24 protein-coding genes are annotated in these 25,146 nt (G+C 56.6%); 10 read left to right on the forward strand and 14 right to left on the reverse strand.

Annotation, left to right across the window (positions count from 1 at the left end; all coding sequences use genetic code 11):
- Positions 1–33 precede the first annotated feature (33 nt).
- From cpxP to J1C59_RS00745, 6 genes are all read left to right on the forward strand, one after another.
- Positions 34–543 carry a cell-envelope stress modulator CpxP gene (cpxP, locus tag J1C59_RS00720; protein WP_128084477.1) on the forward strand — a complete coding sequence of 170 codons (510 nt, stop codon included), beginning with the start codon at positions 34–36 and terminating at the stop codon, positions 541–543.
- A gap of 453 nt (positions 544–996) precedes the next feature.
- Positions 997–1,152 carry a con-10 family general stress protein gene (locus J1C59_RS00725; RefSeq protein WP_003851267.1) on the forward strand — a complete coding sequence of 52 codons (156 nt, stop codon included), beginning with the start codon at positions 997–999 and terminating at the stop codon, positions 1,150–1,152.
- A gap of 235 nt (positions 1,153–1,387) precedes the next feature.
- Positions 1,388–2,290: a CDF family cation-efflux transporter FieF gene (gene fieF / locus J1C59_RS00730; RefSeq protein ID WP_128084478.1), complete on the forward strand. Its 903-nt coding sequence runs from the start codon at positions 1,388–1,390 to the stop codon at positions 2,288–2,290.
- Between the two features lie 206 nt (positions 2,291–2,496).
- Positions 2,497–3,459 carry a 6-phosphofructokinase gene (pfkA, locus tag J1C59_RS00735; RefSeq protein WP_111140706.1) on the forward strand — a complete coding sequence of 321 codons (963 nt, stop codon included), beginning with the start codon at positions 2,497–2,499 and terminating at the stop codon, positions 3,457–3,459.
- Between the two features lie 143 nt (positions 3,460–3,602).
- Positions 3,603–4,592, forward strand: a complete 990-nt coding sequence (locus tag J1C59_RS00740) for a sulfate ABC transporter substrate-binding protein (RefSeq protein ID WP_140916939.1) — start codon at positions 3,603–3,605, stop codon at positions 4,590–4,592.
- Positions 4,593–4,748: 156 nt separating this feature from the next.
- A complete protein-coding gene (locus tag J1C59_RS00745) occupies positions 4,749–5,534 on the forward strand; it encodes a CDP-diacylglycerol diphosphatase (RefSeq protein ID WP_140916940.1) in 786 nt (261 codons plus the stop codon).
- Between the two features lie 15 nt (positions 5,535–5,549).
- On the opposite strand, the gene tpiA is transcribed toward J1C59_RS00745, so the two are convergent.
- Together tpiA and J1C59_RS00755 are read right to left on the reverse strand one after the other, a co-directional pair.
- Entirely contained in the window at positions 5,550–6,317 is a 768-nt protein-coding gene (gene tpiA, locus J1C59_RS00750; RefSeq protein ID WP_128084479.1) for a triose-phosphate isomerase, read from the reverse strand.
- Between the two features lie 120 nt (positions 6,318–6,437).
- The gene (locus tag J1C59_RS00755) at positions 6,438–7,028 is read right to left on the reverse strand and encodes a DUF1454 family protein (protein WP_128084480.1); all 591 of its coding nucleotides are present in this window, start codon (positions 7,026–7,028) and stop codon (positions 6,438–6,440) included.
- 97 nt (positions 7,029–7,125) lie between these two features.
- Between J1C59_RS00755 and J1C59_RS00760 the strand changes: the two genes are divergently transcribed.
- Positions 7,126–7,560 carry a DUF805 domain-containing protein gene (locus J1C59_RS00760; RefSeq protein WP_128084481.1) on the forward strand — a complete coding sequence of 145 codons (435 nt, stop codon included), beginning with the start codon at positions 7,126–7,128 and terminating at the stop codon, positions 7,558–7,560.
- On the opposite strand, the gene fpr is transcribed toward J1C59_RS00760, so the two are convergent.
- Entirely contained in the window at positions 7,551–8,297 is a 747-nt protein-coding gene (gene fpr / locus J1C59_RS00765; RefSeq protein WP_128084482.1) for a ferredoxin--NADP(+) reductase, read from the reverse strand. The two genes, J1C59_RS00760 and fpr, sit on opposite strands and share 10 nt — an antisense overlap.
- 273 nt (positions 8,298–8,570) lie before the next feature.
- On the opposite strand from fpr, the gene emrD reads away from it, so the two are divergent.
- Entirely contained in the window at positions 8,571–9,764 is a 1,194-nt protein-coding gene (gene emrD / locus J1C59_RS00770; protein ID WP_128084483.1) for a multidrug efflux MFS transporter EmrD, read from the forward strand.
- On the opposite strand, the gene glpX is transcribed toward emrD, so the two are convergent.
- The 3 genes from glpX to J1C59_RS00785 form a co-directional block, all read right to left on the reverse strand.
- Entirely contained in the window at positions 9,754–10,764 is a 1,011-nt protein-coding gene (gene glpX / locus J1C59_RS00775) for a class II fructose-bisphosphatase (RefSeq protein WP_128084484.1), read from the reverse strand. The two genes, emrD and glpX, sit on opposite strands and share 11 nt — an antisense overlap.
- Before the next feature lie 95 nt (positions 10,765–10,859).
- Positions 10,860–12,374: a glycerol kinase GlpK gene (gene glpK, locus J1C59_RS00780; RefSeq protein WP_128084485.1), complete on the reverse strand. Its 1,515-nt coding sequence runs from the start codon at positions 12,372–12,374 to the stop codon at positions 10,860–10,862.
- A gap of 30 nt (positions 12,375–12,404) precedes the next feature.
- Positions 12,405–13,259, reverse strand: a complete 855-nt coding sequence (locus tag J1C59_RS00785) for an MIP/aquaporin family protein (RefSeq protein WP_128084486.1) — start codon at positions 13,257–13,259, stop codon at positions 12,405–12,407.
- A 393-nt stretch (positions 13,260–13,652) separates the two neighbouring features.
- On the opposite strand from J1C59_RS00785, the gene zapB reads away from it, so the two are divergent.
- Positions 13,653–13,892, forward strand: a complete 240-nt coding sequence (gene zapB, locus J1C59_RS00790; RefSeq protein ID WP_003851242.1) for a cell division protein ZapB — start codon at positions 13,653–13,655, stop codon at positions 13,890–13,892.
- A gap of 54 nt (positions 13,893–13,946) precedes the next feature.
- Here the strand turns inward: zapB and rraA are convergent, their stop codons facing one another.
- The 6 genes from rraA to priA all read right to left on the reverse strand — a co-directional run bounded on the left by rraA (position 13,947) and on the right by priA (position 21,114).
- Positions 13,947–14,432, reverse strand: a complete 486-nt coding sequence (gene rraA / locus J1C59_RS00795; protein WP_128084487.1) for a ribonuclease E activity regulator RraA — start codon at positions 14,430–14,432, stop codon at positions 13,947–13,949.
- A 157-nt stretch (positions 14,433–14,589) separates the two neighbouring features.
- Positions 14,590–15,927, reverse strand: coding sequence for an HslU--HslV peptidase ATPase subunit (gene hslU, locus J1C59_RS00800; RefSeq protein ID WP_128084488.1), 1,338 nt, complete (start codon positions 15,925–15,927; stop codon positions 14,590–14,592).
- A gap of 10 nt (positions 15,928–15,937) precedes the next feature.
- The gene (gene hslV, locus J1C59_RS00805) at positions 15,938–16,468 is read right to left on the reverse strand and encodes an ATP-dependent protease subunit HslV (protein WP_111140416.1); all 531 of its coding nucleotides are present in this window, start codon (positions 16,466–16,468) and stop codon (positions 15,938–15,940) included.
- Between the two features lie 88 nt (positions 16,469–16,556).
- The gene (gene ftsN, locus J1C59_RS00810) at positions 16,557–17,564 is read right to left on the reverse strand and encodes a cell division protein FtsN (RefSeq protein WP_128084489.1); all 1,008 of its coding nucleotides are present in this window, start codon (positions 17,562–17,564) and stop codon (positions 16,557–16,559) included.
- A gap of 152 nt (positions 17,565–17,716) precedes the next feature.
- On the reverse strand, positions 17,717–18,754 hold the full coding sequence (gene cytR, locus J1C59_RS00815) for a DNA-binding transcriptional regulator CytR (RefSeq protein ID WP_128084490.1): 1,038 nt from the start codon (positions 18,752–18,754) through the stop codon (positions 17,717–17,719).
- 164 nt (positions 18,755–18,918) lie between these two features.
- The gene (priA, locus tag J1C59_RS00820; RefSeq protein ID WP_128084491.1) at positions 18,919–21,114 is read right to left on the reverse strand and encodes a primosomal protein N'; all 2,196 of its coding nucleotides are present in this window, start codon (positions 21,112–21,114) and stop codon (positions 18,919–18,921) included.
- 225 nt (positions 21,115–21,339) lie between these two features.
- Between priA and rpmE the strand changes: the two genes are divergently transcribed.
- A complete protein-coding gene (gene rpmE, locus J1C59_RS00825; RefSeq protein ID WP_003851227.1) occupies positions 21,340–21,555 on the forward strand; it encodes a 50S ribosomal protein L31 in 216 nt (71 codons plus the stop codon).
- A 113-nt stretch (positions 21,556–21,668) separates the two neighbouring features.
- Here the strand turns inward: rpmE and J1C59_RS00830 are convergent, their stop codons facing one another.
- Both J1C59_RS00830 and J1C59_RS00835 read right to left on the reverse strand, forming a co-directional pair.
- Positions 21,669–23,348, reverse strand: coding sequence for a filamentous hemagglutinin N-terminal domain-containing protein (locus J1C59_RS00830; protein ID WP_128084492.1), 1,680 nt, complete (start codon positions 23,346–23,348; stop codon positions 21,669–21,671).
- A gap of 63 nt (positions 23,349–23,411) precedes the next feature.
- Positions 23,412–25,127 (reverse strand): ShlB/FhaC/HecB family hemolysin secretion/activation protein, encoded by a 1,716-nt coding sequence (locus J1C59_RS00835; protein ID WP_128084493.1) that lies wholly within the window; start codon positions 25,125–25,127, stop codon positions 23,412–23,414.
- Positions 25,128–25,146: the final 19 nt, after the last annotated feature.

Genomic DNA, 25,146 nt, shown 5'->3' on the forward strand with positions numbered 1-25,146 from the left:
TGAATCGCAAAACGGAACGAACTGGAGTACACGATGCGCACATTAACCGCCGTCGTCCTTGCCTCAACGGTGGCCCTGAGTGGTGCCAGCGCAGGTGCCCGGGAGGCGACGACGATTGACGAAATGCATCATGGCGGATTGCCGACAGGCAGTATGACGCAAAATCCGCAAAGCCACATGTTCGATGGCATCGAGTTGACGGAAGAGCAGCGTCAGCAGATGCGTGACCTAATGCAACAGGCCCGGCATGAGCGCCCGGTCGTTCACATTGACGATATCGCAGCACTGCATGAGTTAGTGACTGCAGACCAGTTTAACGAAGCGGCCATCCGCGAAAAGGCGGAAGTGATCGCCCGGGTCCAGGTTGAACAGCAGGTCGAGCTGGCCCGCGTTCAGAATCAGATGTTCCAGTTGCTGACGCCAGCCCAGCAGGCCAGGGTTCAGCAGAATTATCAGCAGCGGCTGAACGAGCTGCGCCATATTTCGAAATTGCAGCCAGCAACATCGCTGCAGGCAGTGAGTCGTACCAGCAGTAACCAGTAACATAGTATCCCTGTTTTCCTTGCCATAGACACATCCCTGTCTTCCCCCGCCATGATGGTGGGGGTTTTTTTTATCTTTTTTCCACTTTTTTTATTTTGACAGGAATCATCACTCTGTAACAAAAAACGCTTTTTATTAGCGCTTGTTTAACGTTTGTTTGCCAGACCCGCCGATTTGTGACTCTTCTGCTCACTCCTTCACATTAAGCGCACCTGTACGCCTTTCGGGCAGACAAAACCGGCTAACCCGCTGATAGTCAATGAATTACCGCCTTAATCTTTAAATTTTATTAATATATTCAACATGTTAGATTTCCCGCGTTACGCTTGCTGGTTCAGGCGCACCTTCTACACTTAGTTCTGTCACTGCAGGGAAGTTCAGTGTCTTTGCGAAGTCTCAGGGAGCAGCAACCACATTATGTAGTCCTGAATGAATCTATTAACGGAGTAAGTTATGGCAGAGCATCGTGGTGGTTCAGGTAATTTCGCAGATAATCCGCAAAAAGCGTCTGAAGCCGGTAAAAAAGGCGGCCAGAACAGCGGCGGCGGAAATTTCAAAAACGATCGTGAAAAAGCATCAGAAGCCGGAAAAAAAGGCGGCAAGAAGTAATCGCCTCTCTTCCTTAGTGCGGGCCTGCCTCTGAGCGAGGCCTGAGACTGATGTGTATGACACTTTGCCCCGTCCTCTGTGAGGTCGGGGCTTGTTTTTTCTCGCTCTCCGGCTTTGTCAAAAGACGCTGACAGGCTGAGCGACCTGCTGAGCATGCTCCGCTTCCCGGTGTTAAACTGCAGCCATTCTCTCATCTGAGTGCGCATCGTCACCGATGCTGTACAGGAAAACTGGCATGCAACCCTCTTATGGCCGACTGGTCAGGCGCGCTGCGCTTGCCGCTACCATTCTTGCTTCTGTGCTGTTACTCGTGAAAATCTTTGCCTGGTGGTACACCGGATCGGTGAGTCTGCTGGCCTCGCTGGTGGACTCGCTGGTCGATATCGCCGCCTCCCTCACCAATCTGCTGGTCGTACGCTATGCCCTGCAGCCGGCTGATGACGATCATACCTTCGGGCATGGTAAAGCGGAGTCACTGGCCGCGCTGGCCCAGAGTATGTTTATTTCCGGCTCGGCCCTGTTCCTGTTTCTGACCGGCCTGCAGCATCTGGCGTCGCCCAGTGTACTGCGCGCACCGGATGTCGGGATTGTAGTGACCGTGGTGGCGCTGAGTTCCACGCTGATCCTGGTCGCCTTCCAGCGCTGGGTGGTGCGCAAAACCCGCAGTCAGGCGATCCGCGCCGATATGCTGCACTACCAGTCGGACGTCATCATGAACGGTGCCATCCTGATTGCACTGGTGCTGAGCAGCTATGGCTTTGCGCGTGCAGACGCCCTGTTCGCGCTGGGGATTGGCCTGTTTATTCTCTACAGCGCACTGCGTATGGGCTACGAGGCGGTTCAGTCACTGCTGGACCGCGCGCTGCCGGAAGAGGAGCGGCAGCAGATCCTGACCCTCGCCACCACCTGGCCGCAGGTGCAGGGCGTGCACGATTTGCGCACCCGCCAGTCCGGGCCGACTAAATTTATTCAGCTTCATCTGGAACTGGAAGATCAGCTGCCGCTGGTGCAGGCGCATCGGATCGCCGATCAGGTTGAGAAGGCGTTACGTAAAGAATTCCCCGGATCGGACGTAATTATCCATCAGGATCCCTGTTCTGTGGTACCGTTCGAGAAAGCGGATTCTGCCGGTTTTTAACCTAAATGAATCAATTTGATACGTAAGGTATGACCCGGCGTTAACATTGCTGCAAAAATTAGTGAAAAGTTGTCTGACCTGAATCAATTCAGCAGCAAGCCTTTGATATACTATCTGCCATCACGTGTCGCGCGAGTCATAAATGGCCGTCTGCCGCGATCGACAGGCAGGATTAACCCTTAGTTTTGAACAATCCAGAGGTTGTCATGATCAAGAAAATTGGTGTATTAACCAGCGGCGGTGACGCCCCAGGCATGAACGCAGCTATTCGCGGAGTGGTTCGTTCCGCGCTGAGTGAAGGACTGGAAGTTTTTGGGATCTATGACGGCTATCTGGGACTGTACGAAGATCGCATGATCAACCTTGATCGCTACAGCGTCTCCGACATGATCAATCGCGGCGGTACCTTCCTGGGCTCTGCGCGTTTTCCGGAGTTCCGTAACGAAGATATCCGTCAGGTCGCCATCGAGAACATGAAAAAGCGCGGCATTGATGCGCTGGTGGTGATTGGCGGTGATGGTTCCTACATGGGTGCCAAGCGCCTGACGGAGATGGGCTTCCCCTGCATCGGTCTGCCCGGCACCATCGATAACGACGTCGCCGGTACGGACTACACCATCGGTTACTTCACGGCGCTGGAAACGGTGGTGGAAGCGATCGACCGTCTGCGTGACACCTCTTCTTCACACCAGCGCATCTCTATCGTGGAAGTGATGGGCCGCTACTGTGGCGATCTGACGCTGGCGGCGGCGATTGCCGGTGGCTGTGAGTTCATCGTGCTGCCAGAGTTCCCTTATACCCGCGAAGAGCTGGTCGCGGAAATCAAAGCGGGCATCGCCAAAGGTAAGAAACATGCGATCGTGGCGATTACCGAGCACATCTGCGATATCGACGATCTGGCGCGCTACATCGAAACAGAAACCAAACGTGAAACCCGTTCGACGGTACTGGGTCACATCCAGCGTGGCGGTGCGCCCTGTGCCTATGACCGTATCCTGGCGTCGCGCATGGGTGCCTACTCCATTGAACTGCTGATGCAGGGTTATGGCGGCCGCTGCGTCGGTATCCAGAATGAGAAGATGGTCCATCACGATATCATCGACGCGATTGAAAACATGAAGCGTCCATTCAAGCGTGACTGGCTCGACACCGCGAAAAAACTCTACTGATCCCACGGCGGAGCGTGCTGCAGAGCGCGCTCCGGCAGCCCGGCGCTATATTCCTCGCAGTTATAACCGCTCGTTTTTAATTCTTTAATCTCTCAATTGGTTTATGTCACGCTTAGCCCATAACGACATTGGGAGAGTGCGTAATGAACAAGTGGAGTATTGGCGTTACCCTGTTGCTGGCCTCGACCAGCGTTCTGGCGAAAGACATTCAGCTGTTAAACGTTTCCTACGACCCGACGCGTGAGCTGTACGAACAGTACAACAAGGCGTTCAGTGCGCACTACAAACAGGAAACCGGCGATAATGTGGTAGTGCGTCAGTCACACGGCGGCTCCGGAAAGCAGGCGACCTCCGTCATCAACGGCATTCGTGCCGATGTGGTCACGCTGGCCCTACAGTCGGATGTCGATGCCATCGCCGAGCGGGGACGTATCGATAAAAACTGGCAGCAGCGTCTGCCGGACAACTCTGCGCCCTACACCTCGACCATTGTCTTCCTGGTGCGTAAAGGAAACCCGAAAGGGATCCATGACTGGAGCGACCTGACGAAACCGGGCGTCTCCGTGATTACTCCGAACCCGAAAACCTCCGGCGGCGCACGCTGGAACTACCTGGCGGCCTGGGGCTGGGCGCTGGACCACAACAATGGCGATCAGGCAAAAGCCCTGGCGTACGTCAGAGCGCTGTTTAAAAACGTTGAGGTGCAGGATTCCGGGGCACGCGGCGCAACCAATACCTTCGTTGAGCGCGGAATTGGTGATGTGCTGATCGCCTGGGAAAACGAAGCCTACCTGGCGGTGAATAAGCTGGGCAAAGATAAGTTTGAGATTGTCACCCCGAGCGAATCCATTCTGGCGGAGCCGACGGTGTCGGTGGTCGATAAAGTGGTGGATGAAAAGGACACGCGCAAAGTCGCCGATGCCTATCTGAAGTATCTCTACTCGCCGGAAGGTCAGACGATTGCAGCACAGAATTACTATCGTCCGCGTGATGCTGAAATCGCGAAGCAATTCTCCAGCACCTTTGCGCCGGTGAAGCTGTTTACCGTTCAGGATAAGTTTGGCGGCTGGGCTCAGGCACAGAAAGCCCACTTTGCCGATGGCGGCAGCTACGATCAGGTCATGAAACCCTGATCCCGGGCGGTCAGCGCCGATCGGCGCTAACCGCTGCTCTCTGTCACTTTCCTGCGTCTTCCCCATCCGGCCACCGGCTCCTCTGCCCCGAATTCCCCGTGACATTTTTTTCCCGCCAGGCGAGGATGCAGGCTGCTTAGCCACTCAGGAAGCGTCATGATGACAACACGTCGTGCAGCCCGTCTGGCTGCCGTTCTGCTGGTGCTGGTCATTGCGGGGATGCTGGCGGCCGCCATGCATTTCAAAAAAAACAGTGATGCGCTGTGGCAGATTGTCAGCGGGCAATGTCTGCCCGGTCAGCAGCGTTACGGCGATCCCGCACCCTGTCAGCGCGTCGATCTCAGCCAGCACTATGCGATGCTGAAAGACCGCAACGGGCCGTTGCAGTATCTGCTGATCCCGACCGACAGGATCAGCGGCATCGAAAGCCCGGTACTCCTTCATCCCGACACGCCCAACTATGTCGCCCTTGCCTGGCAGGAACGCGCTCTTCTGGCCCAGCGGCACGGTGCGCCTGTTGATGACCGGGTGCTCTCACTGGCGATTAATGCCCGGTATGGGCGCACACAGAATCAGCTGCACATTCATCTCTCCTGTCTGCGACCCGATGTGCGCGAGCAGCTCGACCGGCTGACGCCGCCGCGCAGCGGGCAGTGGCAGCGCGTCACGCTGCGCAGTCACCGCTACTGGCTGCGTACCCTGACGCCGGAGGCGCTGGCGCAGCAGAGTGCGTTTATCCGGCTGGCAGACGAACAACCCGCCGCGCGGGCAGAGATGGGAAAATATGGGCTGGCGCTGGCGGAATCAGGGGATGGGCGACTGGTGCTGATGGCTATCGAGCAGAACTGGCTGCTGCTGAACAGGGGATCGGCGGAGGAGTTACAGGACCACAGCTGTCAGCTGATTGCGCCGACAAAAAAAGGCGGCCTGAGCCGCCTCTGATTCAGCGCGTCAGACTCAGGCGTTTTTGGCCGCCGCTGCCGCTTTTACGATGACAGCGAAAGCGTCCGCTTTCAGTGACGCACCGCCAACCAGCGCGCCATCAATGTCAGGCTGGGTGAAGAGTTCAGCCGCATTTTTATCGTTCACTGAGCCGCCATACTGAATGATGACCTGCTCTGCGATGGCCGCATCTTTCTTCGCGATATGGTCACGAATGAATTTGTGGACAGCCTGTGCCTGTGCCGGGGTGGCAGATTTGCCGGTACCGATGGCCCAGACCGGCTCATACGCGATGACCGCATCTTTAAAGGCTTCTGCGCCCTGGGATGCCAGCACGGCATCCAGCTGACGCGCGCAGACTTCTTCGGTTTTACCCGCTTCGTTTTCCGCTTCGGTTTCGCCGATGCACAGCACCGGTACCAGACCCGCAGACTTCAGCACGGCGAATTTCTTCGCGATGAATTCGTCGCTCTCTTTGTGATAGGTGCGGCGTTCTGAGTGACCGATAATGATATATTTCGCACCGATGTCTTTCAGCATCTCTGCGGAGACTTCACCGGTGAAGGCGCCAGACAGGTTAACGTCCACATTCTGCGCACCCAGGGCGATGTGGCTGCCGGAGATAGCGTGTTTTGCCTGCTCGAGATAGAGCGCTGGTGGTGCAATCGCGACGCCACACCCTTCAACGCCAGAGAGTTCCTTGCGCAGACCGGCGATCAGTTCAGCTGTCATCTGCTTGCTGCCATTCAACTTCCAGTTACCCATAACCAGTGGATGTCGCATTCTATCCTCCGCATAACGCGATACATGAAAAGTCGCTGCCAGCCGGCAGCGTAGTCTGCCAGACAGTATAGAGATCAAATGTTGCGATGGCTTTGCTTTTCGTCATTTTCAGCCACTTCCTCAGGGGCTGGCGAGCGCCAGTTTGACTGGCTCCACGGCGAAGGTCAGCCCTTTGTCGCCGTGGTCCGCCACCACAAAACGGAGCGCGCCTTCAACCTGGGCAAAGTAGGGGAGATCTTTCCCTGCCTTAAGCAGCGCCTCCAGCTTTTTACGGCCCTCATCGGCGCTCAGCCCCGGCACAAAGAAGCGCAGCATGGCGGTCATGTAGGCCAGCGCCTTTTGCTGCGAGGCGTTCTGATCCGGGCCAGGCAGGGGCAGCCAGGTAATCTGCAGCGTCTTGATTTTGCCGGTACCCGGCTCCAGCGCCGTCGAGGCATACAGGGTTTCGTTGATTTTGCTGGCGGCGCGCGTCAGGTTGCTTTTATCCCCGCGATTATCGATGGCACGATATTCCGGCAGCATCAGCGTCGCATTGGCCAGATTATATTTTTCGCGAAACTGGCCGATAGTCATATCAAAGGTGGGCGCACCCGCCAGCAGATAGGGGGCAGCAGGCAGCGCATCGGCCCGCTCCTGTGGTGGCGGGTCGGCGGCAAATACCGGAACCGTCAGCGCAAACGATAACAGCAGTGCGCCAGGCAAATTCTTCATTTTGTCGATCCTAACCCGTAAACTCAGGCGCAAATTAAAACGGTTTTTATCCGCGAGGTCAAAAGCGCGGCGGTTCTCTTTCTCTGGATAATAATGCATGACGTTACAACAATGGTGTTTTTCCTGGCGTGGCCGGCTGGGGCGCCGGGATTTCTGGATCTGGCAGGCGGTCTGGTTGCTGCTCACCACGCTTCTGTTTGTCCTGGCCGCTAACGACTGGCTTGATACCCAGATGGCGGCTTTCGGCGTGGTCTGTCTGCTGTGGCCCGCCAGCGCAGTTATCGTCAAACGACTGCACGACCGTAACCGTCGCGGCTACTGGGGCTTCCTGGTGATTGTGGCCTGGCTGCTGGTCGCGGGGAACTGGAGCATGCTGCCCGGTCTGCTGCCCTGGCTGCTGGGACGCGCCATGCCGTTTGTCCTGCTGGCGGGTCTGCTACTCGATCTCGGGGTCTTTCGCGGCACCCCCGGCGCTAACCGGTTTGGTGCCGCGACGGAGCCGGTGCGATACCGGCCCGCGCCTCACCAGTAATGTTCGCTGGTAATATGGCCCGGTTTGCGCTTCAGGTGTTTGCGCATCCCGCGCGTCTCTTTCAGTAACTGCTGGGTATCACGCACCATCTGCGGATTGCCGCACAGCATCACATGACTGCTGTCGGCATCCAGTGTCAGTCCGGTGGCCCGCTCCAGCTCACCGTTTTCGATCAGCGCCGGCACCCGGCCCGTCAGCGATCCGGCAACGGCTTCGCGGCTCACCACCGTCTGGATATGCAGCTGGCCGGGATAGCGCTGCTGCAGTTGCTGCATCAGCGGCAAAAAGCTCAGATCGGCGGCGTAGCGCGCGGCATGGACCAGCACAATGTTTTCAAAGCGGTCCACGCCTTCGCCCTGCTGCAGCATCGACAGGTAGGGGCCAATTGCGGTGCCGGTAGCCAGCATCCACAAGGTTTTGCAATCCGGCACTTCATCCAGCACGAAGAAGCCCGCCGCCTCTTTGGTCACCATGACCTGGTCGCCCGGCCGGAGCGCCTGCAGATGCGGGCTCAGCTTGCCTTCCGGCACGGTGACCAGATAGAACTCCAGCAGATCATCTTTGGGGGCGTTGACGTAGGAGTAGGCGCGCTGAACCCGTTCACCGTCAATTTCCAGCGCGAGCTTGGCAAACTGCCCGGCGACAAAGGGATCGATGGGCGCGTTGACCCGGAGACTGAACAGCGCATCCGTCCAGTTTTTTACTTCCTTCACTTCCGCATTGACCCATTCAGCCATAATCACTCCCGGGTTGTTGATTATTCAGGCAGGTCACCATTTTCGCGACTGCCCGCTGAGAATGCCAGTCTGCGGAGCGGCAAAGGCTCTAATCGTCAAACTGTTCCATTGTCTTTACAGGCTGGCCCATAAACTTGACAGCCGCAAGCCCGGCCCTTTTTGCCTGCCTCTCGCTTTGTCACGCAATCCTGATATTTTGCCCGCCATAATCCGGTGTTCAGCGGGTGAACCGCTGCTTTAACCTCCTTTCACAGAAAGATATTTTGCAGAATCATGATTAGTAAACTGGAAAATCGCCCGCTGCTGGTGATGCTCATTGTGCTGGTGGCCGTCGGGCAGATGGCTCAGACGATCTATGTCCCGGCGATGTCGGTGATGGCGGATGCCCTGAATGTGCGGGATGGCGCGCTGCAGCGCGTGATGGCCGCCTACCTGATGACCTACGGTGGATCCCAGCTGATCTACGGCCCGCTGTCGGACAGCGTCGGGCGGCGGCCGGTGATCCTGACGGGCATGCTGATCTTTATGATCGGCGCGATCACCGCGCTGATGGCGACATCGCTCGACATGCTGGTGTTCGGCAGCGCGATTCAGGGGCTGGGAACCGGCGTAGCGGGCGTGATGGCGCGCACGATGCCGCGCGATCTCTATGAGGGCCACGCGCTGCGCCGTGCTAACAGCCTGCTTAACATGGGGATTCTGGTCAGCCCGCTGCTGGCGCCGGTCATTGGCGCGCTGCTGACCCAGCTCTTTGGCTGGCACGCCTGCTTCGCCTTCCTGCTGCTGCTCTGTCTGTCCGTCACTGGCGCGATGGCGCGCTGGCTGCCGGAAACCCGGCCTCAGAGCGGGGAGGTCACGCCTTTCTTCAGGCGCTACGTTCGCCTGCTGAGTGACGTCAATTTCGTCCGCTACATTGTGCTGCTGATTGGCGCACTGGCCGGGATCGCCGTCTTCGAGTCGAGCTGTGGCGTACTGCTGGGCGGTGTGCTTGGCCTGCCCAGCCTGACCGTCAGCATTCTGTTCATTCTGCCGATTCCGGCGGCGTTCTTTGGTGCCTGGTTCGCCGGGCGCGAGCAGGGCTCCTGGCACAGCCTGATGTGGTGGGGCGTGAACAGCTGCCTGCTGGCGGGCATCCTGATGTGGATCCCGGCGTGGTTCGGCATCATGAATATCTGGACGCTGCTGGTGCCTGCGGCGCTGTTCTTCTTCGGTGCCGGGATGCTGTTCCCGCTGGCGACCTCCGGTGCGATGGAGCCTTATGCCTGGCTGGCGGGGAGTGCAGGCGCACTGATTGGCGGGATGCAGAACCTGGGATCGGGCCTCGTGGCCTGGCTCTCTGCCCTGATGCCGCAGCGCGATCAGTTCAGCCTGGGGATGCTGATGTTCTTCACCGCGCTGGTGATGCTGCTCTGCTGGTTGCCGCTCTCTCGTCAGCCGGAGCGCGGCAACCAGCCGGTTACAGGATAAACGGATGGAGCGCCGGATCTTTACGGTCGAGGTAGTGAATCGACTGGATGCGGCGGATGGTGCGTGATTTACCGCGGATCAGCAGGGTTTCGCTGGTGGCGATATTGCCCTGACGCGTGATGCCTTTCAGCAGCTCGCCACTGGTGATGCCGGTGGCGGCAAACACTACATTGTCGTTGCGCGCCATCTCGCTCAGCGTCAGTTTTTTGCCCGCTTCGATGCCCATCTCTGCACAGCGCTGCAGCTCCTGCTCACCGAGCCGGCGGTTTTCGGCGCTGTCGCCCTTCACATGATGCCGTGCCAGCAACCGGCCCTGCATATCCCCGTCCAGCGCGCGGATCACCGCCGCCGAGACCACCCCTTCCGGCGCGCCACCGATGCCATACATCACATCCACTTCGCTGTCCGGCATGCAGGTCAGAATCGAGGCGGCGACATCACCATCCGGGAAGGTAAACACCCGCACGCCGAGCTGCTGCAGCTGACCGATCACCGCGTCATGGCGGGGCTTTGCCAGAATGGAGACGGTAAGCTGCGACAGCGGCTTGTTCATCGCGATCGCAATGTTGCGGAGGTTGGTTTCCAGAGGCTGGTCGAGGTCAATCACGCCGCGCGCCGCCGGGCCGACAATCAGTTTTTCCATATACATATCGGGGGCGTGCAGGAAGCTTCCCTTGTCGCCCACGGCCATCACGGCCAGGGCATTCGCCTGACCCAGCGCCGTCATGCGGGTGCCTTCGATCGGATCGACCGCAATATCGACCGCGTCACCGCGTCCCGTACCGACTTTTTCACCGATATAGAGCATCGGCGCTTCGTCGATCTCGCCTTCGCCAATCACAATCTGACCGTCGATTTCAATGGAGTTCAGGACATGACGCATGGCATGGACAGCCGCGCCATCGGCCGCATTTTTGTCGCCGCGTCCTAACCAGTGGTAGCCCGCCAGCGCGGCTGCTTCGGTTACGCGGGAAAATTCAATGGCAAGTTCTCGTTTCATGGCATCTACCTGACAAAAAACAGGCAGGCAGTGTAACACAGCGGGGCGGTGGGGCGGGGAAAGGCCCACGACGATGGTCGCCGCGGGCCTGGCTATTACTCCTGTTCTTCCCAGGCCTGAGCGCGGGCAACCGCTTTTTTCCAGCCAGCATAACGGAAGTTACGCTCGGTGGTTTCCAGGCTTGGACGGAACTCACGTTCGATAACGGCTTTGGCGCGCACTTCATCCAGATCCTGCCAGAAGCCCACAGCCAGACCGGCCAGATAAGCAGAACCCAGCGCGGTCACTTCGCGGACTTCCGGGCGCTCAACGCGGGTGCCCAGAATGTCAGCCTGGAACTGCATCAGGAAGTTGTTGGAGACCGCACCGCCATCCACACGCAGCGCCTGCAGGCGGGTGTTGGCATCGTTCTGCATCGCTTCCAGCACGTCGCGCGTCTGATAAGCGATGGACTCCAGCGTCGCGCGGATGATGTGGTTGGAGTTAGCACCACGGGTCAGACCGAAGATCGCGCCACGGGCATACGGGTCCCAGTAAGGTGCGCCCAGACCGGTGAACGCCGGCACCATGTAGACGCCGTTGGTATCTTTGACTTTCATCGCGAAGTATTCAGAGTCAGCGGCTTCGCTGATCAGCTTCATCTCATCACGCAGCCACTGAATAGAGGCACCGCCGATAAACACCGCGCCTTCCAGCGCATAGTTCACTTCACCGCGCGGGCCACAGGCGATGGTGGTCAGCAGGCCGTGCGTGGAGGTCACCGCTTCAGTCCCGGTGTTCATCAGCATAAAGCAGCCGGTGCCGTAGGTGTTTTTCGCCATGCCAGGCTGGACGCAGAGCTGGCCATACAGGGCGGCCTGCTGGTCACCGGCAATACCGGCGATTGGAATACGGGTACCGCCTTTACCGCCGATGTTGGTCTGACCGTAGACTTCCGAAGAGGACTTCACTTCCGGCAGCATTTCACGCGGGATATCCAGGATATCCAGCATGCGCTGATCCCACTCCAGCTTGTGAATGTTGAACATCATGGTACGGGAGGCGTTGGTGTAGTCGGTGATATGCACACGACCCTGCGTCATTTTCCAGACCAGCCAGGTATCCACGGTGCCGAACAGCAGCTCGCCACGTTTCGCACGCTCACGCGCACCCTCAACGTGATCCAGAATCCACTTCACTTTGGTGCCGGAGAAGTACGGGTTAATCACCAGGCCGGTGGTGTGCTGGATGTACTCTTCCAGACCCTCTTTCTTCAGTTTGTTACAGTAGTCTGCGGTGCGTGGATCCTGCCAGACGATCGCGTTGTAGATCGGCTTACCGGTCTCTTTTTCCCAGACAATCGCGGTTTCACGCTGGTTGGTGATACCGATTGCCGCAATCTCATCAGAGCGGATGTCGGCGTGCGCCAGTACTTCTACCAGCGTCGAGCTTTGCGACGCCCAGATATCCATCGGGTCATGCTCAACCCAGCCCGCTTTCGGGTAGATCTGGGTGAATTCGCGCTGCGATACCGCGACGATATTGGAGTCGTGATCGAGGATGACGGCACGTGAACTGGTAGTGCCCTGATCGAGCGCGACGATATACTTTTTATCTGTTGTGGTAGTCATAAATTCAGTCCTGATGATAAAAGGTGAAACTTACGCTTTACGCTGCTGAGCGCGTGCAACGGGTTTTTCTGCCGGGACGTTTGCAGGTTCCTGCGCGATACCTGGCAGGTAGCGACCAATCAGAGTGCGATATCCTACGGCACCCAGGCAGGCACCGACCAGCGGGCCAAAAACAGGGACCAGGAAGTAAGGGATATCTTTACCGCCCGTGAACGCCACGTTACCCCAGCCTGCGATGAAGGCGAACAGCTTCGGTCCGAAATCACGCGCCGGGTTCAGGGCGAAGCCGGTCAGTGGACCCATGGAGCCACCGATAACCGCAACCAGCAGGCCAATCAGCAGCGGCGCCATCGGGCCACGCGGAACGCCGTTGCCATCGTCGGTCAGCGCCATAATCACTGCCATCAGTACAGCGGTAATGACCATCTCGACCAGGAACGCCTGACCGACGCTGATGTGCGGGTTAGGATAGGTAGAGAAGATGCCCGCCAGATCCAGACTCTGAACGGTGCCGCGCACCATCTGGTGACTCTGCTCGTAATCGAAAAAGAGGCTGTAGTAAAGACCATAAACCAGCGCGGCCGCGCAGAATGCGCCGGCGACCTGCGCCAGAATGTAGGGCAGTACTTTACGACCGTCGAAGCTGGCGAACAGGCAGAGCGCGACCGTGACGGCAGGGTTCAGGTGCGCGCCTGAAACGCCCGCGGTAAGATACACCGCCATTGAGACGGCTAAGCCCCAGATAATGCAGATTTCCCACTGACCGAATGCGGCACCGGCGAGTTTCAGAGCAGCCACACAGCCTGCGCCAAAGAAGATTATCAAGCCTGTCCCCAGAAATTCGGCAATACACTGACCTTTGAGCGTGTTAGTTGTCTGACTCATAATAGTGGTTCCTGAAGCGAGGTTAAATTTTATCAGTTTTTGTTCTCAGTCCATGAGTCACCCAGCTTTGATGTAGGGCTGATGTGAATTTATCGTTAACGAACATAAACGAGAAATAGCGAAATCATTTTTTGTGTACTGTGTCATAAAAATGCGCGATTTCGCGTATTCCTGCTTTCTTTAACCACAATTCGCGCCCTGTTGCCGTGGGATCGGACCACGGCTGTCCTCTGCGACGCCCGGTTTCAGGGATTGACTGAAAAGTGTTACAGACTGCGCTCGCGGCGGCCACGTTGCTGGACTTGCGGGGTGAGGCTACATACAATCGGGACAACGTTGCTGGCTTAAGCTGGCATCATCAACGCCTTGCAGAATTTAGGAGAGGTCAGAAAGATGTCATTTGAAGTGTTTGAGAAACTGGAAGCGAAAGTACAGCAGGCGATTGATACCATCACCCTGTTGCAGATGGAAATCGAAGAGCTGAAAGAGCAGAACAACTCACTGCGTAACGATGCGCAACAGGTTGCGGGCAACCACGATGCACTGATGCGTGAAAATCAGCACCTGAAAGAAGAACAGCATGTGTGGCAGGAACGTCTGCGTGCCCTGCTGGGAAAAATGGAAGAGGTTTGAAGCCTCAGCTGACGTGAAAAAACGGGTGCTCTGGCACCCGTTTTCATGTCTGCGCTATTCGATGTCCAGCGCGTCTTCTGACAGAATGATACCGGTATTGTCAGCGTAGAGATGGTCGCCGGAGAAGAAGGTGACGCCGCCGAAATTGACGCGCACATCGCTTTCGCCAATCCCTTCACCCGCTGCGCCAGCCGGGATCGCCGCAATGGCCTGAATGCCAATTTCCAGCTCTTCCAGCTCATCCACCTGCCGCACCGAACCGTACACGACCAGGCCTTCCCACTCGTTGGTCGCCGCCAGCTGCGCCAGTTGCGCATCCACCAGCGCCCGACGGACGGAGCCGCCGCCATCGATAACCAGTACCCGACCCCGGCCATTTTCTTCCAGCAGATCGTAAAGTAAGCCGTTGTCTTCAAAGCATTTCACTGTGGTAATCTGACCACCGAATGAAGTGCGCCCACCGAAGTTTGAAAAAAGCGGTTCAACAACATTCACTTCTTCATGGTAGATATCGCAGAGTTCAGATGTATCGTATTTCATAAGGGTTTCGTCTGTTTGCCACAGGAAGGGTAAGTATATCGCTATATGCAGATTGTTGGCAAAATCATCAGTATGAAAAAAGCATCGTTCGATCAAGAACATGCATAAAAAAGCCCAGCCGGGTGGGCTGGGCTTCTGAAAAGCACGAATCGGTGAATCAGAGAATGAAGCGGCTCAGGTCTTCGTCTGCCACCAGGACATCCAGATGCTTGCCGACATACTCCGCGTCGATGGTCACAGACTCACCGGAGCGATCGCTGGCGTCATAGGAGATATCTTCCATCAGACGCTCCAGCACGGTATGCAGACGGCGCGCACCGATGTTTTCGGTGGTTTCGTTGACCTGCCAGGCGGCTTCCGCGATACGACGAATACCCTCTTCGGTGAACTCAATGTTCACCCCTTCGGTGTTCATCAGCGCCTTGTACTGTACGGTAATCGAGGCATTCGGCTCGGTCAGAATGCGCTGGAAATCGTTAACGGTCAGTGCCTGCAGCTCAACACGAATCGGCAGACGACCCTGCAGTTCCGGGATCAGATCGGAAGGGCTGGCAACCTGGAATGCACCGGAGGCGATAAACAGGATGTGGTCTGTTTTCACCATGCCGTGCTTGGTGGAGACGGTGCAGCCTTCAACCAGCGGCAGCAGGTCGCGCTGTACGCCTTCGCGTGAGACATCCGGACCGCCTGAGTTCTGGCCACCGCGTTTACAGATTTTGTCGATCTCATCGATAAACACAATACCGTGCTGCTCAACGGCGTCGATCGCGTCCTGCTTAAGCTCTTCCGGATTGACCAGTTTTGCCGCTTCTTCTTCGATCAGCAGCTTCATCGCTTCTTTGATCTTCAGCTTACGGGCTTTCTGCTTCTGGCCGCCGAGGTTCTGGAACATCGACTGCAGCTGGCTGGTCATCTCTTCCATGCCCGGAGGGGCCATGATTTCGACACCCGGCCCGCTGGCCGCCAGATCGATCTCAATCTCTTTGTCATCCAACTGGCCTTCGCGCAGCTTCTTACGGAATGACTGACGCGCCGCAGACGGCTCAGCGCTCTGTTCTGACTGGCCCCAGTTGTTTTTAGCCGGTGGGATCAGCACGTCCAGAATGCGCTCTTCGGCCATCTCTTCGGCGCGATATTTGTTCTTCTCGATCGCCTGACTGCGCACCATCTTGATGGCCGAATCGGTCAGATCGCGAATGATGGAGTCCACTTCCTTACCGACATAACCGACTTCGGTAAATTTGGTGGCTTCGACCTTAATGAACGGCGCATTGGCCAGCTTCGCCAGACGACGGGCGATTTCGGTTTTACCGACACCGGTCGGGCCGATCATCAGGATATTTTTAGGGGTCACTTCGTGGCGCAGCTCTTCGTCGAGCTGCATGCGGCGCCAGCGGTTACGCAGTGCGATTGCCACGGCGCGCTTGGCGCTGTCCTGGCCGATGATAAAACGGTTCAGTTCGCTGACGATTTCGCGTGGAGTCATCTCAGACATATTTATACCCTTACGCCTTAGACGTTAATTCTTCGAAATTAACGTTGTGGTTTGTGTAGATGCAGATATCACCCGCGATGTTCAGCGACTTCTCAACGATGTCGCGTGCGCCCAGTTCGGTATTCTCCAGCAGGGCGCGTGCCGCTGCCTGAGCGAAAGGCCCACCGGAGCCGATGGCGATCAGGTCGTTTTCAGGCTGGATGACGTCACCGTTACCGCTGATGATCAGCGATGCGGACTCATCCGCAACGGCCAGTAAGGCCTCCAGACGACGCAGCATACGGTCGGTACGCCAGTCTTTGGCCAGTTCCACCGCCGCTTTGACCAGATGGCCCTGATGCATTTCCAGCTTACGTTCGAACAGTTCAAACAGGGTGAAGGCGTCTGCGGTGCCGCCAGCAAAACCGGCAATCACCTTATCGTTGTATAAACGACGCACTTTTTTGACGTTGCCTTTCATCACGGTATTGCCGAGCGTAGCCTGGCCATCACCGCCAATCACTACCTGGCCGTTGCGTCGTACACTTACTATTGTTGTCACGGGCAGACCCCTTGTTGCAGTCGGAAAAGGACTCCGCGCACCGGGCGCGGAGTATCATGCAACAGATATGGGGCGGGTTTGACGGGTTTCAACCCCCGATGGAGAGTGGAATGCAGCCGCTGTGTCCGGAACTGCGCAGGCGCTTCAGGGTACTGTCGGCCGAGGCGCGATCTTTATAAGGACCGATAACCACACGATTCCAGCCGCCACCGGTGGTAATCCGGCTTTCAAAGCCTTCAAAGGCTAAGCCGGCACGGACCGATTCAGCCTGGTCGGTGCCTTTAAACGAACCACACTGCACCATCCAGCGCTGCGAAGAGGCTTTTTCTGCCGGTTTCGCTTTCGCGGTTTCCTGCGGTTTTGACTGCACCTCTGGTTCACGCGTGATCGGCGCGGCCTGCTGCGTCTGGCGCTGTACGTTTTGCTGCTGCTGCTGCTGCTGGCGTTGCTGTTGCTGTGCCTGCTGCTGTTGCTGGCGCAGTTGTTGTTGCTGCAACTGCTGCTGACGCTGCTGCTGTTGCTGAGCCTGCAACTGCTGACGTTGCTGCTGCTGAGCCTGCTGCTGCTGGCGTTGCTGTTGCTGCTGAACCTGTTGCTGCTGACGTTGCAGTTGCTGCAGCTGCTGCTGATGCTGCAGCGTCTGCTGGCGTTGTGCCGGCGTCTGTTCGTTCCACGGCACTTCGTTAAGCTGGGTCGGCTGCTGACGCATATCAGCCTGCATCTGCTCCAGCAGCTGGCGCTGCTCATCGGTCAGCTGCGTCTGCGACTTCACTTCGCCACCCGAAGAGGGCTCGATCGGGGTCGGCACGGTAATCTGACGATTTTCCAGCTCTTTGATATATTTCCAGCGCTCTTCTGGCTTCGGCGGTAAGCCATTGCCGTTGGCTTTATGATCCGTAATGACCGGCACGTCCTCTTTCTTATGATGCGCCAGGAACCATAAACCACCGGCAAAGGTCACCAGCACTGCGACCGCCAGTACAATCATCAGCTTAGAGATGCCCGATCCGCCTTTGCTCTTCTTGCCACGGCTGGGGCTTTTTTTGCGACGCGTCCCTGTTGAACGCCCGCGGCCTACATAATCTTTTTGTGCCACTCTCGTTCTTATACCCTTCAAAAATAGTGCCTGATGGGCGAAATAGTGATGCTTACGCGCCCGGCAAGGAGTCCGTCATGTTACTTAAGGGTCGGAACTTTGACCAGCAGTGTTCGCCTTAAGAATCTACTGAAAAAATCAGACGAATACGCTTATTTTTCACGCTTTTTTGCGCGCGCCGTACTGCCCCGAATGGTTAACCCGGCATCCAGCAGCCGTGAGCCGCTGATCACCCGTTTGCCATTCAGCTCATCCAGCAGCAGCAGCATCGCTTCGCGGCCTATCTGATATCGCGGCTGCGTGACCGTCGTGAGCGGCGGCTCGCAGTAACGGGAAAGCTCAATGTCATCAAAGCCGACCACTGAGAGATCCTCCGGTATCCGCAGTCCGCAGCGTCTGGCCTGATTCATCGCGCCAAGCGCCATAATATCGCTGTGGCAGAACAGCGCGCGCGGAGGCTGCGGCAGCGTCATCAGCTGATTCATAGCGGCCACGCCCGCTTCAAACGTAAAGTCACCGCGCACGATATAGGCAGGATCGACGGTCAGTCCGCTGCGACGCATCGCCTGCACGTAGCCCTGCAGACGATACTGGCAGAGCGGCATCTCCTGCGGCCCGGCGATACAGGCGATTTGCGTGTGGCCCAACTGTAGCAGATGATTCACCGCTTCGAAGGCGGCGGTCAGATTATCGATGTGAACTGAGGGCAGGGACATCTCTGGCGCGAACTCATTCGCCATCACCATCGGCGGCAGGTTGCGCTGCTCATCAAGGCTGGCGTCAAAGGGCAGCTGGGAACCGAGCAGCACCATGCCATCTATCTGGCGCGTGACCATCAGGTTAAGAAAGGTTCGCTCCTGCTGATTCTGATGAGCACAGTCACCAATCAGCACCAGATAGCCCTCTTCGGCTGCGGCGACTTCAACGCCGCGAATAATTTCGCTGAAAAAGGGATCGCAGATGTCAGGAACAATGACCAGGATGGTTCGCGTCTCGTTGCGACGTGCATTGCGTGTGGGACCATGAGCCGCATAACCGACGGCGGCCACCGCCTGCTCGACTTTCTGGCGGGTCGCCGCAGAGACTTTCTCCGGGTTCATCAGCGCACGCGATACGGTGGCGGTTGAGACACCCGCATGTTCCGCGACATCCTTCATCGTGGCGGCGGGCGGTTGTTGATTCTGCTCCAACACATGCTCCTGACGCGTTATGGCGCGTTCGATTCTGTTTTTGTCTGACATAAAAGCAAACCGGGCAACATTGTTAACGATTGCCCGGCCGGTTGTTACTTAATTTGCATAAAAATTGTGACTTAAGCGACAATTTTCGATCCCGCTCGCAGTGTCAGAAAAAATCAGCTCTCCGTCGGGTCGATATCCAGCGTCCATTTCACCTTGCGGGCGGCAGGCAGCGTGGAAACCAGCGGCAATGAACTGCTCAGTAACTGCTGCAGACGCTGGCGGGAGGGATGCTGTAAGAGGAGCTGCCAGCGCCAGCGGCCGCTGCGTTTGGGCTGCAGCGCGGGCAGCGGGCCCATAAACCACATCGCCTTGTCATTCAGCGGGCTGGCCTCCAGCAGGTTGCGAAGCTGTTGCAGAAACTCTGCCGCCTGCTGGTTATCCATATCCTCGGCGCGAAACAGCGCATGGCGGCTCCAGGGCGGCAGGTGGACCGCCTGTCGCTCCAGTAACGCCTGCTGCGCAAACGCCGGATAGCCCTGATGCAGCAGCGTCTGCAGAAGCGGATGCTCCGGATGGTGCGTCTGCAGCAGCACTTCGCCCTGTTTGCCTGCCCGACCGGCCCGGCCGGCGACCTGCGTATAGAGCTGGGCAAAGCGCTCCGCGGCACGGAAATCGGCGGAGAACAGCGCACCGTCGACATCCAGCAGCGACACCAGCGTGACGTCGGGGAAGTGGTGGCCCTTGGCCAGCATCTGGGTGCCGACCAGGATGCGTGCGCCACCCCGATGGACGTCGGCCAGATGCTGCTCCAGCGCCCCTTTGCGGCTGGTGGTATCGCGATCGATCCGCGACACCGGCACGCCGGGGAAGAGCGTGCCGAGCTGCTGCTCCAGCTGCTCAGTGCCCACGCCGACCGGCAGCAGATGGGTCGAACCGCACTGCGGGCATTGATTGGGCAGCGGACGCTGGCTGTCGCAATGATGGCAGCGCAGCTGGCGGTGATGCTGATGCAGCGTGTAGTAGCGGTCACAGCGGGTACACTCGGCAATCCAGCCGCAGTCGTGACAGAGCAGGGCAGGCGAAAAGCCCCGGCGGTTGAGAAACAGCAGCACCTGGTTATCGGCCTGCAGGTGCTGACGCATTTTAGCGATCAGGCCCGGCGCGAGTCCGCCGATTAGCTGCACGCCCTTTAAATCGATAAGCTGTTGCAGCGCCGGTCTGGCGTTACCGGCGCGTTTTGTCAGGTCGAGCTGGCGATATTTGCCACTGCGGACGTTGTGCAGCGTCTCCAGCGCCGGTGTCGCCGAGCCCATCACAATCGGGATGTTCTCTTCATGCGCGCGGAAGACGGCCAGATCGCGCGCCTGATAGCGCCAGCCCTCCTGCTGTTTATAGGAGCTGTCATGCTCCTCATCAATAATAATGACGCCGGGACGCGCCAGCGGGGTAAACAGCGCCGAGCGGGTGCCAATCACAATCGCCGTTTCACCGCGTCGCGCACGCAGCCAGACGGCCAGCCGCTCGCTGTCATTCAGGGCGGAATGGAGCACATCAACGGGGGCATCAAAACGTTCGCGAAAGCGGGCGATGGTCTGCGGGGTCAGGCCAATCTCAGGCACCAGCACCAGCGCCTGTTTGCCGCGTGCCAGCACATTCTCCAGCACGCTGAGGTAAACCTCGGTTTTGCCTGAACCGGTAATCCCCGCCAGCAGCCAGGCCGCATAGTTTTCATCATCTGCCCGGATGGCACCCACGGCCATCGCCTGATCGGTGTTCAGGCGCAGACGCTCGCCTTTGACGGCATAACCCGACCGCCAGTCATGCCGGTCCGGCTGATGCTCATGCAGCTCGCACAGCCCTTTGGCGCGCAGTGCCTGCAGCGTCGCGTCGGTGAGATCGTGGTCGCCAATCTGATGACGATAGAGTGGCTGCTGACGCAGTGCCGCCAGCGCCTGCTGCTGTTTGGGGGCCCGCTTCAGGCTCTCTGGCGCGGTCGCCCGGCCCAGCTCGGTGATTTCCCAGCGCCATAACGGGGTATCCTGCGCCGCTTTTCCCTGACGCAGCAGCACCGGAATCGCGTGGCTCAGGACTTCGCCCTGCGGCGAGTGATAGTAGCTGGCAGCCCAGTTCAGGATGCGCCACAGGGAGGGCGGAAAGAGTGACTCGCTATCCAGCACCTCGCTCACCCGCTTGAGCTGCGCTTCCGGCAGGTCGCTGCTGTCACGGAAGGCGACCACAATGCCGATCATTTTGCGATTGCCAAAGGGCACACTCACGCGGCCGCCAATGACCGGCTGCGCGCCCTGCGGCGGCAGATAATCAAACAGGCGGGGCAAGGGGACGGGCAGGGCAACCTGAACGACGGGCATAACTCTCTCTTCCGGCTCAATCATCGGGGAAGCTAGTGTACACGCTGTACCCTGCTGGCGGGTATCTCAGCATAGATTTGCAGCAATCAAAACTTATCTGTATAATATGCGGCCTTCGGTGAGAAAGATCTGGCCGGAGCATACACTTTTACGTTCAACCGCGTGTGGTGCTGTGCAGGTTAACGCCTGGCACGGAGAGCGACACGGCCTTTTATGAGGTTTCCCATGAAACAAGGTATTCACCCGAAATACGAAGCAGTTACTATCAAATGTACCTGCGGCAACGAGATCCACACCCGTTCTACTCTGACTCACGAACTGAACCTGGACGTTTGTGGCAAATGCCACCCGTTCTATACCGGTAAGCAGCGTGAAGTGGCAACTGGTGGCCGTGTTGACCGCTTTAACAAGCGTTTCAGCGTGCCAGGCGCTAAAAAATAAGATTAAAAAGGCACCTGAACCTGCGGGTTCGGCGGCAGAAAAAACCCAGCTTCGGCTGGGTTTTTTTATGTCTGTATCAGGGCGAGAAGTGATCTTCAGGCAGCCACCCTTGACTATCTGAACGTCACCATGCTGGCGTTGTAATTACCACCGAGATCTTTAACGGATTTCATCTTCGGTGAGTTAATAGAAAGAATATTCGCGCGGAGGTTGCCCTGAGAGGTGTTATCCACCTTCTTTCTGGATGACAGCGTTAATATGCTCCCTTCCAGGCTGCCGCTGTTGGAGAGGGTCTGCGATCCTGTGATGATGAACATACCGTCTGACATCATGCTGCCTGCATTCCGGAAGTCCTGACTGGTGATATAGGCATTCACACTGCGGAAAGCGGCGGCGTTATTCACGCGATCGGCAGAAAGAGAGGCCGACGCCGTGGCGGTGACGTCACCGGATAACAGCGCTATCTCCTTGCCCGCATTGAGCGACACCATAACCCCCCGCATGGAACCATGATTAATCAGCCTGTTTTTCGCTTGTACTGAGAAATTTCTCTGCGACGTCATGTCGCTACGGTTTTCAATATCGCCGGCTGCCGAAAGCGCAACGTTGCCTTTCGCCGTCACCTTACCTGACATGAAACTGATATTTTTTCCGCTTTCGAGAATGACATTTTCCCCCTGCAGCGATCCGGTGCTGGTCAGCCCGCCATCGCTTCTGGCTGACAGATTATGCTGAGAAAGAATATCGCCGTGGTTTTCAATGTTACCGGCTGACAAAAGAGCAATGTTGCTTCTGGCGGTGATGTCACCCGACAGGAGACCGATATTTTTCCCGCTTTCGAGACTGACATTTACTCCCTGCAGCGATCCGGTGTTAGTCAGGCCGCTATTGCCTTTGGCTGCCAGATTACCCTGAGAAAGAATATCGCCGCGGTTTTCCAATTCACCGGCTGATGAAAGAGCGATATTTTCCCTGGCCTTCATCGTGCCGTTATTTGTTAACAAGCCAGAAGAGGAGATAGCCAGACTACTGCCATTGAGCACGCCATGATTATTGACGCCAGCACCCGCTTCCGTTGTGTGCAGAGAAATTAGCCCTGCGGTAACCCCTCCCAGTGCACTGATATCGATACTATTACCCTGAACCCGATGATTTCCGTTAGGAGTGACCCGGGCAGTGTCAGTGTAGTAGGTGAACTGACCAGCCACTGCTCTCAGATTACCGGTGTCCACCTGACCCTGAATCGCGATCTTTTGTGCCAGCAGGGTGGTGTAATCTGCGCCTTTAAGACTCTGATCCCTGATCGTAAGCATGCCTTTATCGACATCAATAGCCGTCAGCTTTCCATCGGTAAAGGCGGGTATACCCGTGGTAAGAGTGGCATTGCGGGTATTAATAAAGCCACAGCCCGAGCAGGCAATACCATTAGGGTTGGCGATAATAACATCCGCTTTTTGACCTGCGACTTCAATAAAACCATTGAGTGAGGAGGCATTGTCAGAAATAACCTCGTTCAGAATGACTTTAGCGGGTTTGTCCAGATTGCTGTTGCGCGAAATATTTCCATTTTCGCGAACCAAATCGGTGATGCTATTGTTGAGTACCAGGCCATCACGGGTGACATTAAAGTTCTGATACGTATTGTGTGAAAGACCATTGGCATCTGCTTTATTGATATTAATGACAGCAGTGCCATTTGATTGTGTATAGTTGTTCAGCCCGGCGAGCGCAGGATTGCTAAAAAGTGCAGCGACCGCAGACAGGTAGAGCACATTAAGTTTTTCATTTTTCATTGTTTAATCCTTTAAGTTAATGACTGTTTTTAATCATGATTGCGTAAAGCGAAGACCTCCTGTTTAATATTTCCATTGCAATGAGAAACCCAGCGTCAGTGGATCGGTGTGAAAGTTCTGCGGCTTCGTCAGAGGCATACCGGCAAAAAGATCGAAATGGGTCTGAAGGCGTGTTCCTCGCAGGCCAGCCACACTGCCTGCGACCGTTTTTCCTGTGTAGTACTTCTGATTTTCATTGCCATAGACCTGACCTGCGTCAATACCGATATAAGGCTGAAGAGGCTTATCGGGAAAAATCCAGCGGAGATCATTTCGCCAGTACCATCCCCTGTTATCCTGAAGCGCCTTTTCGCCATCAAAACCTCGTACCGTCCAGCGATTCGCCAGCGAAAAGCGGCTTAAAGAAGAGAGCGTGTCGGGTGAGTATTGCAGACTGAAATGGGGAGAGTAGTTCAGCCAGCTATCGCGAACCTGAAAGTTGACCGAGCCTTCAAGATCAAGCGTCACGATCCGCCCTTGCGTATCAATAAGCCCATACTCCTGTTCAGGTGTATGGCTGCTGTTAAACCAGGGCATCTTTCTCTGATAGCTCAGTGTGGTTATCAGACCCGCATTATCGTTATGGAGGTGATGCTGCAAAACAGCTTTCCAGCCCGCATTTTTTTTATGCATGCTGATAAGATCCACACCATCCAGAGAATAACGTGATTCGACGTTGAAGATTTGCAGGCCAGCCGTGCTGGTCTGATGGACAGTGCGTGATAGCAGGCGATTAAGTTGAGCGCTGTAAAAGCGGTTCCTGTTATCCAGCGCCCATGATGTCCAGTTCCCTGTAACAGACTGCCGATAATCACTCTGACTTGCATAGAGATCGAGCCACCAGTAACCCCAGGGAATGGCGTAGCCAAGCGATGTGTTCTGGTTACCTCTTTTCCTGTGCGCAGCGGAAATATCGTGGCCGTAAGAGAAATACAGCGTATCGCTGAATGATGTGATGTTATTTAAATAAAGCGCGGCACCACCCTGATAGCGGCCGGTTGTCGCCGAACCGGCATCATTAAGCCATGCGCCCACTTGCCAGAACTTATCCTGTTCACGCTGGATATAGATGTCACTTTCGCCTTTGCCACTGCCCGGCACCAGACTGACCTTAACCCGCGAGCCGGGTACTCGCTGAAGATTCAGGCTGCCCTGTTCAAGATCGCTGAGCGTCAGCACATCCCCTTCTTTAAACGGCAAGGTGCTGTTTAAATTAATATAATTATCGCCCGATGGGTTAAGAACTATTTTCCCGACTTTGCCTGCATAAATATAAAAATTTAATTCTCCATCAGAAAGATTCTGATCGGGCAGGTCAACACGGGCGGTGATATACCCTGCCCGGATAATCTCATTCTGCAGCGTTTTTGCCAGTAATTTGATACCCGAAATTCCCATACACCGCCCCTCTGCCTGAGCAGTGAAATAACGTAATTTTCCGAGGTAAAGGTGTTGGCTATCCTGAGTGATTAAAACTCTCCGGATAAAATAGCAGTTCTTTTCAGGCGGGAAGTGAATTATTTCTGGCCTGAATTGCTGCTGCTCAGACGGTGCCAGCTTTGGCGCAGGGATTAAATGTTCTCTGCGTACCCTGTCCTGCTGAATCGCATTTGTTTGCTCATTCTGTAACGAAGGCGCAGATCCGGCGCTGGCGCCAACAGGAAAAATAACGGTCCACATAAGAACAATGAGAATCACTAAGCCATGCGGATTTAACGTTAATTTAAAATTAAATAACATTTCGCTTCCGTAATTTTTC

Origin of the sequence: Pantoea deleyi (assembly GCF_022647325.1) — a bacterium.
In the GTDB taxonomy this organism is placed as follows: domain Bacteria; phylum Pseudomonadota; class Gammaproteobacteria; order Enterobacterales; family Enterobacteriaceae; genus Pantoea; species Pantoea deleyi.

Excerpts from the sequence above, each read along its gene's own strand:
- glpX (WP_128084484.1), bottom strand. The coding sequence starts at position 10,764 with ATGAAACGAGAACTTGCCATTGAATTTTCCCGCGTAACCGAAGCAGCC.
- J1C59_RS00740 (WP_140916939.1), top strand. The coding sequence starts at position 3,603 with ATGAACAAGTGGAGTATTGGCGTTACCCTGTTGCTGGCCTCGACCAGC.
- J1C59_RS00785 (WP_128084486.1), bottom strand. The coding sequence starts at position 13,259 with ATGAGTCAGACAACTAACACGCTCAAAGGTCAGTGTATTGCCGAATTT.
- pfkA (WP_111140706.1), top strand. The coding sequence starts at position 2,497 with ATGATCAAGAAAATTGGTGTATTAACCAGCGGCGGTGACGCCCCAGGC.
- hslU (WP_128084488.1), bottom strand. The coding sequence starts at position 15,927 with ATGTCTGAGATGACTCCACGCGAAATCGTCAGCGAACTGAACCGTTTT.
- J1C59_RS00755 (WP_128084480.1), bottom strand. The coding sequence starts at position 7,028 with ATGAAGAATTTGCCTGGCGCACTGCTGTTATCGTTTGCGCTGACGGTT.
- J1C59_RS00725 (WP_003851267.1), top strand. The coding sequence starts at position 997 with ATGGCAGAGCATCGTGGTGGTTCAGGTAATTTCGCAGATAATCCGCAA.
- rraA (WP_128084487.1), bottom strand. The coding sequence starts at position 14,432 with ATGAAATACGATACATCTGAACTCTGCGATATCTACCATGAAGAAGTG.
- J1C59_RS00835 (WP_128084493.1), bottom strand. The coding sequence starts at position 25,127 with ATGTTATTTAATTTTAAATTAACGTTAAATCCGCATGGCTTAGTGATT.
- J1C59_RS00745 (WP_140916940.1), top strand. The coding sequence starts at position 4,749 with ATGATGACAACACGTCGTGCAGCCCGTCTGGCTGCCGTTCTGCTGGTG.
- J1C59_RS00760 (WP_128084481.1), top strand. The coding sequence starts at position 7,126 with ATGACGTTACAACAATGGTGTTTTTCCTGGCGTGGCCGGCTGGGGCGC.
- emrD (WP_128084483.1), top strand. The coding sequence starts at position 8,571 with ATGATTAGTAAACTGGAAAATCGCCCGCTGCTGGTGATGCTCATTGTG.
- J1C59_RS00830 (WP_128084492.1), bottom strand. The coding sequence starts at position 23,348 with ATGAAAAATGAAAAACTTAATGTGCTCTACCTGTCTGCGGTCGCTGCA.
- tpiA (WP_128084479.1), bottom strand. The coding sequence starts at position 6,317 with ATGCGACATCCACTGGTTATGGGTAACTGGAAGTTGAATGGCAGCAAG.
- fieF (WP_128084478.1), top strand. The coding sequence starts at position 1,388 with ATGCAACCCTCTTATGGCCGACTGGTCAGGCGCGCTGCGCTTGCCGCT.
- rpmE (WP_003851227.1), top strand. The coding sequence starts at position 21,340 with ATGAAACAAGGTATTCACCCGAAATACGAAGCAGTTACTATCAAATGT.
- priA (WP_128084491.1), bottom strand. The coding sequence starts at position 21,114 with ATGCCCGTCGTTCAGGTTGCCCTGCCCGTCCCCTTGCCCCGCCTGTTT.
- glpK (WP_128084485.1), bottom strand. The coding sequence starts at position 12,374 with ATGACTACCACAACAGATAAAAAGTATATCGTCGCGCTCGATCAGGGC.
- zapB (WP_003851242.1), top strand. The coding sequence starts at position 13,653 with ATGTCATTTGAAGTGTTTGAGAAACTGGAAGCGAAAGTACAGCAGGCG.
- cpxP (WP_128084477.1), top strand. The coding sequence starts at position 34 with ATGCGCACATTAACCGCCGTCGTCCTTGCCTCAACGGTGGCCCTGAGT.
- fpr (WP_128084482.1), bottom strand. The coding sequence starts at position 8,297 with ATGGCTGAATGGGTCAATGCGGAAGTGAAGGAAGTAAAAAACTGGACG.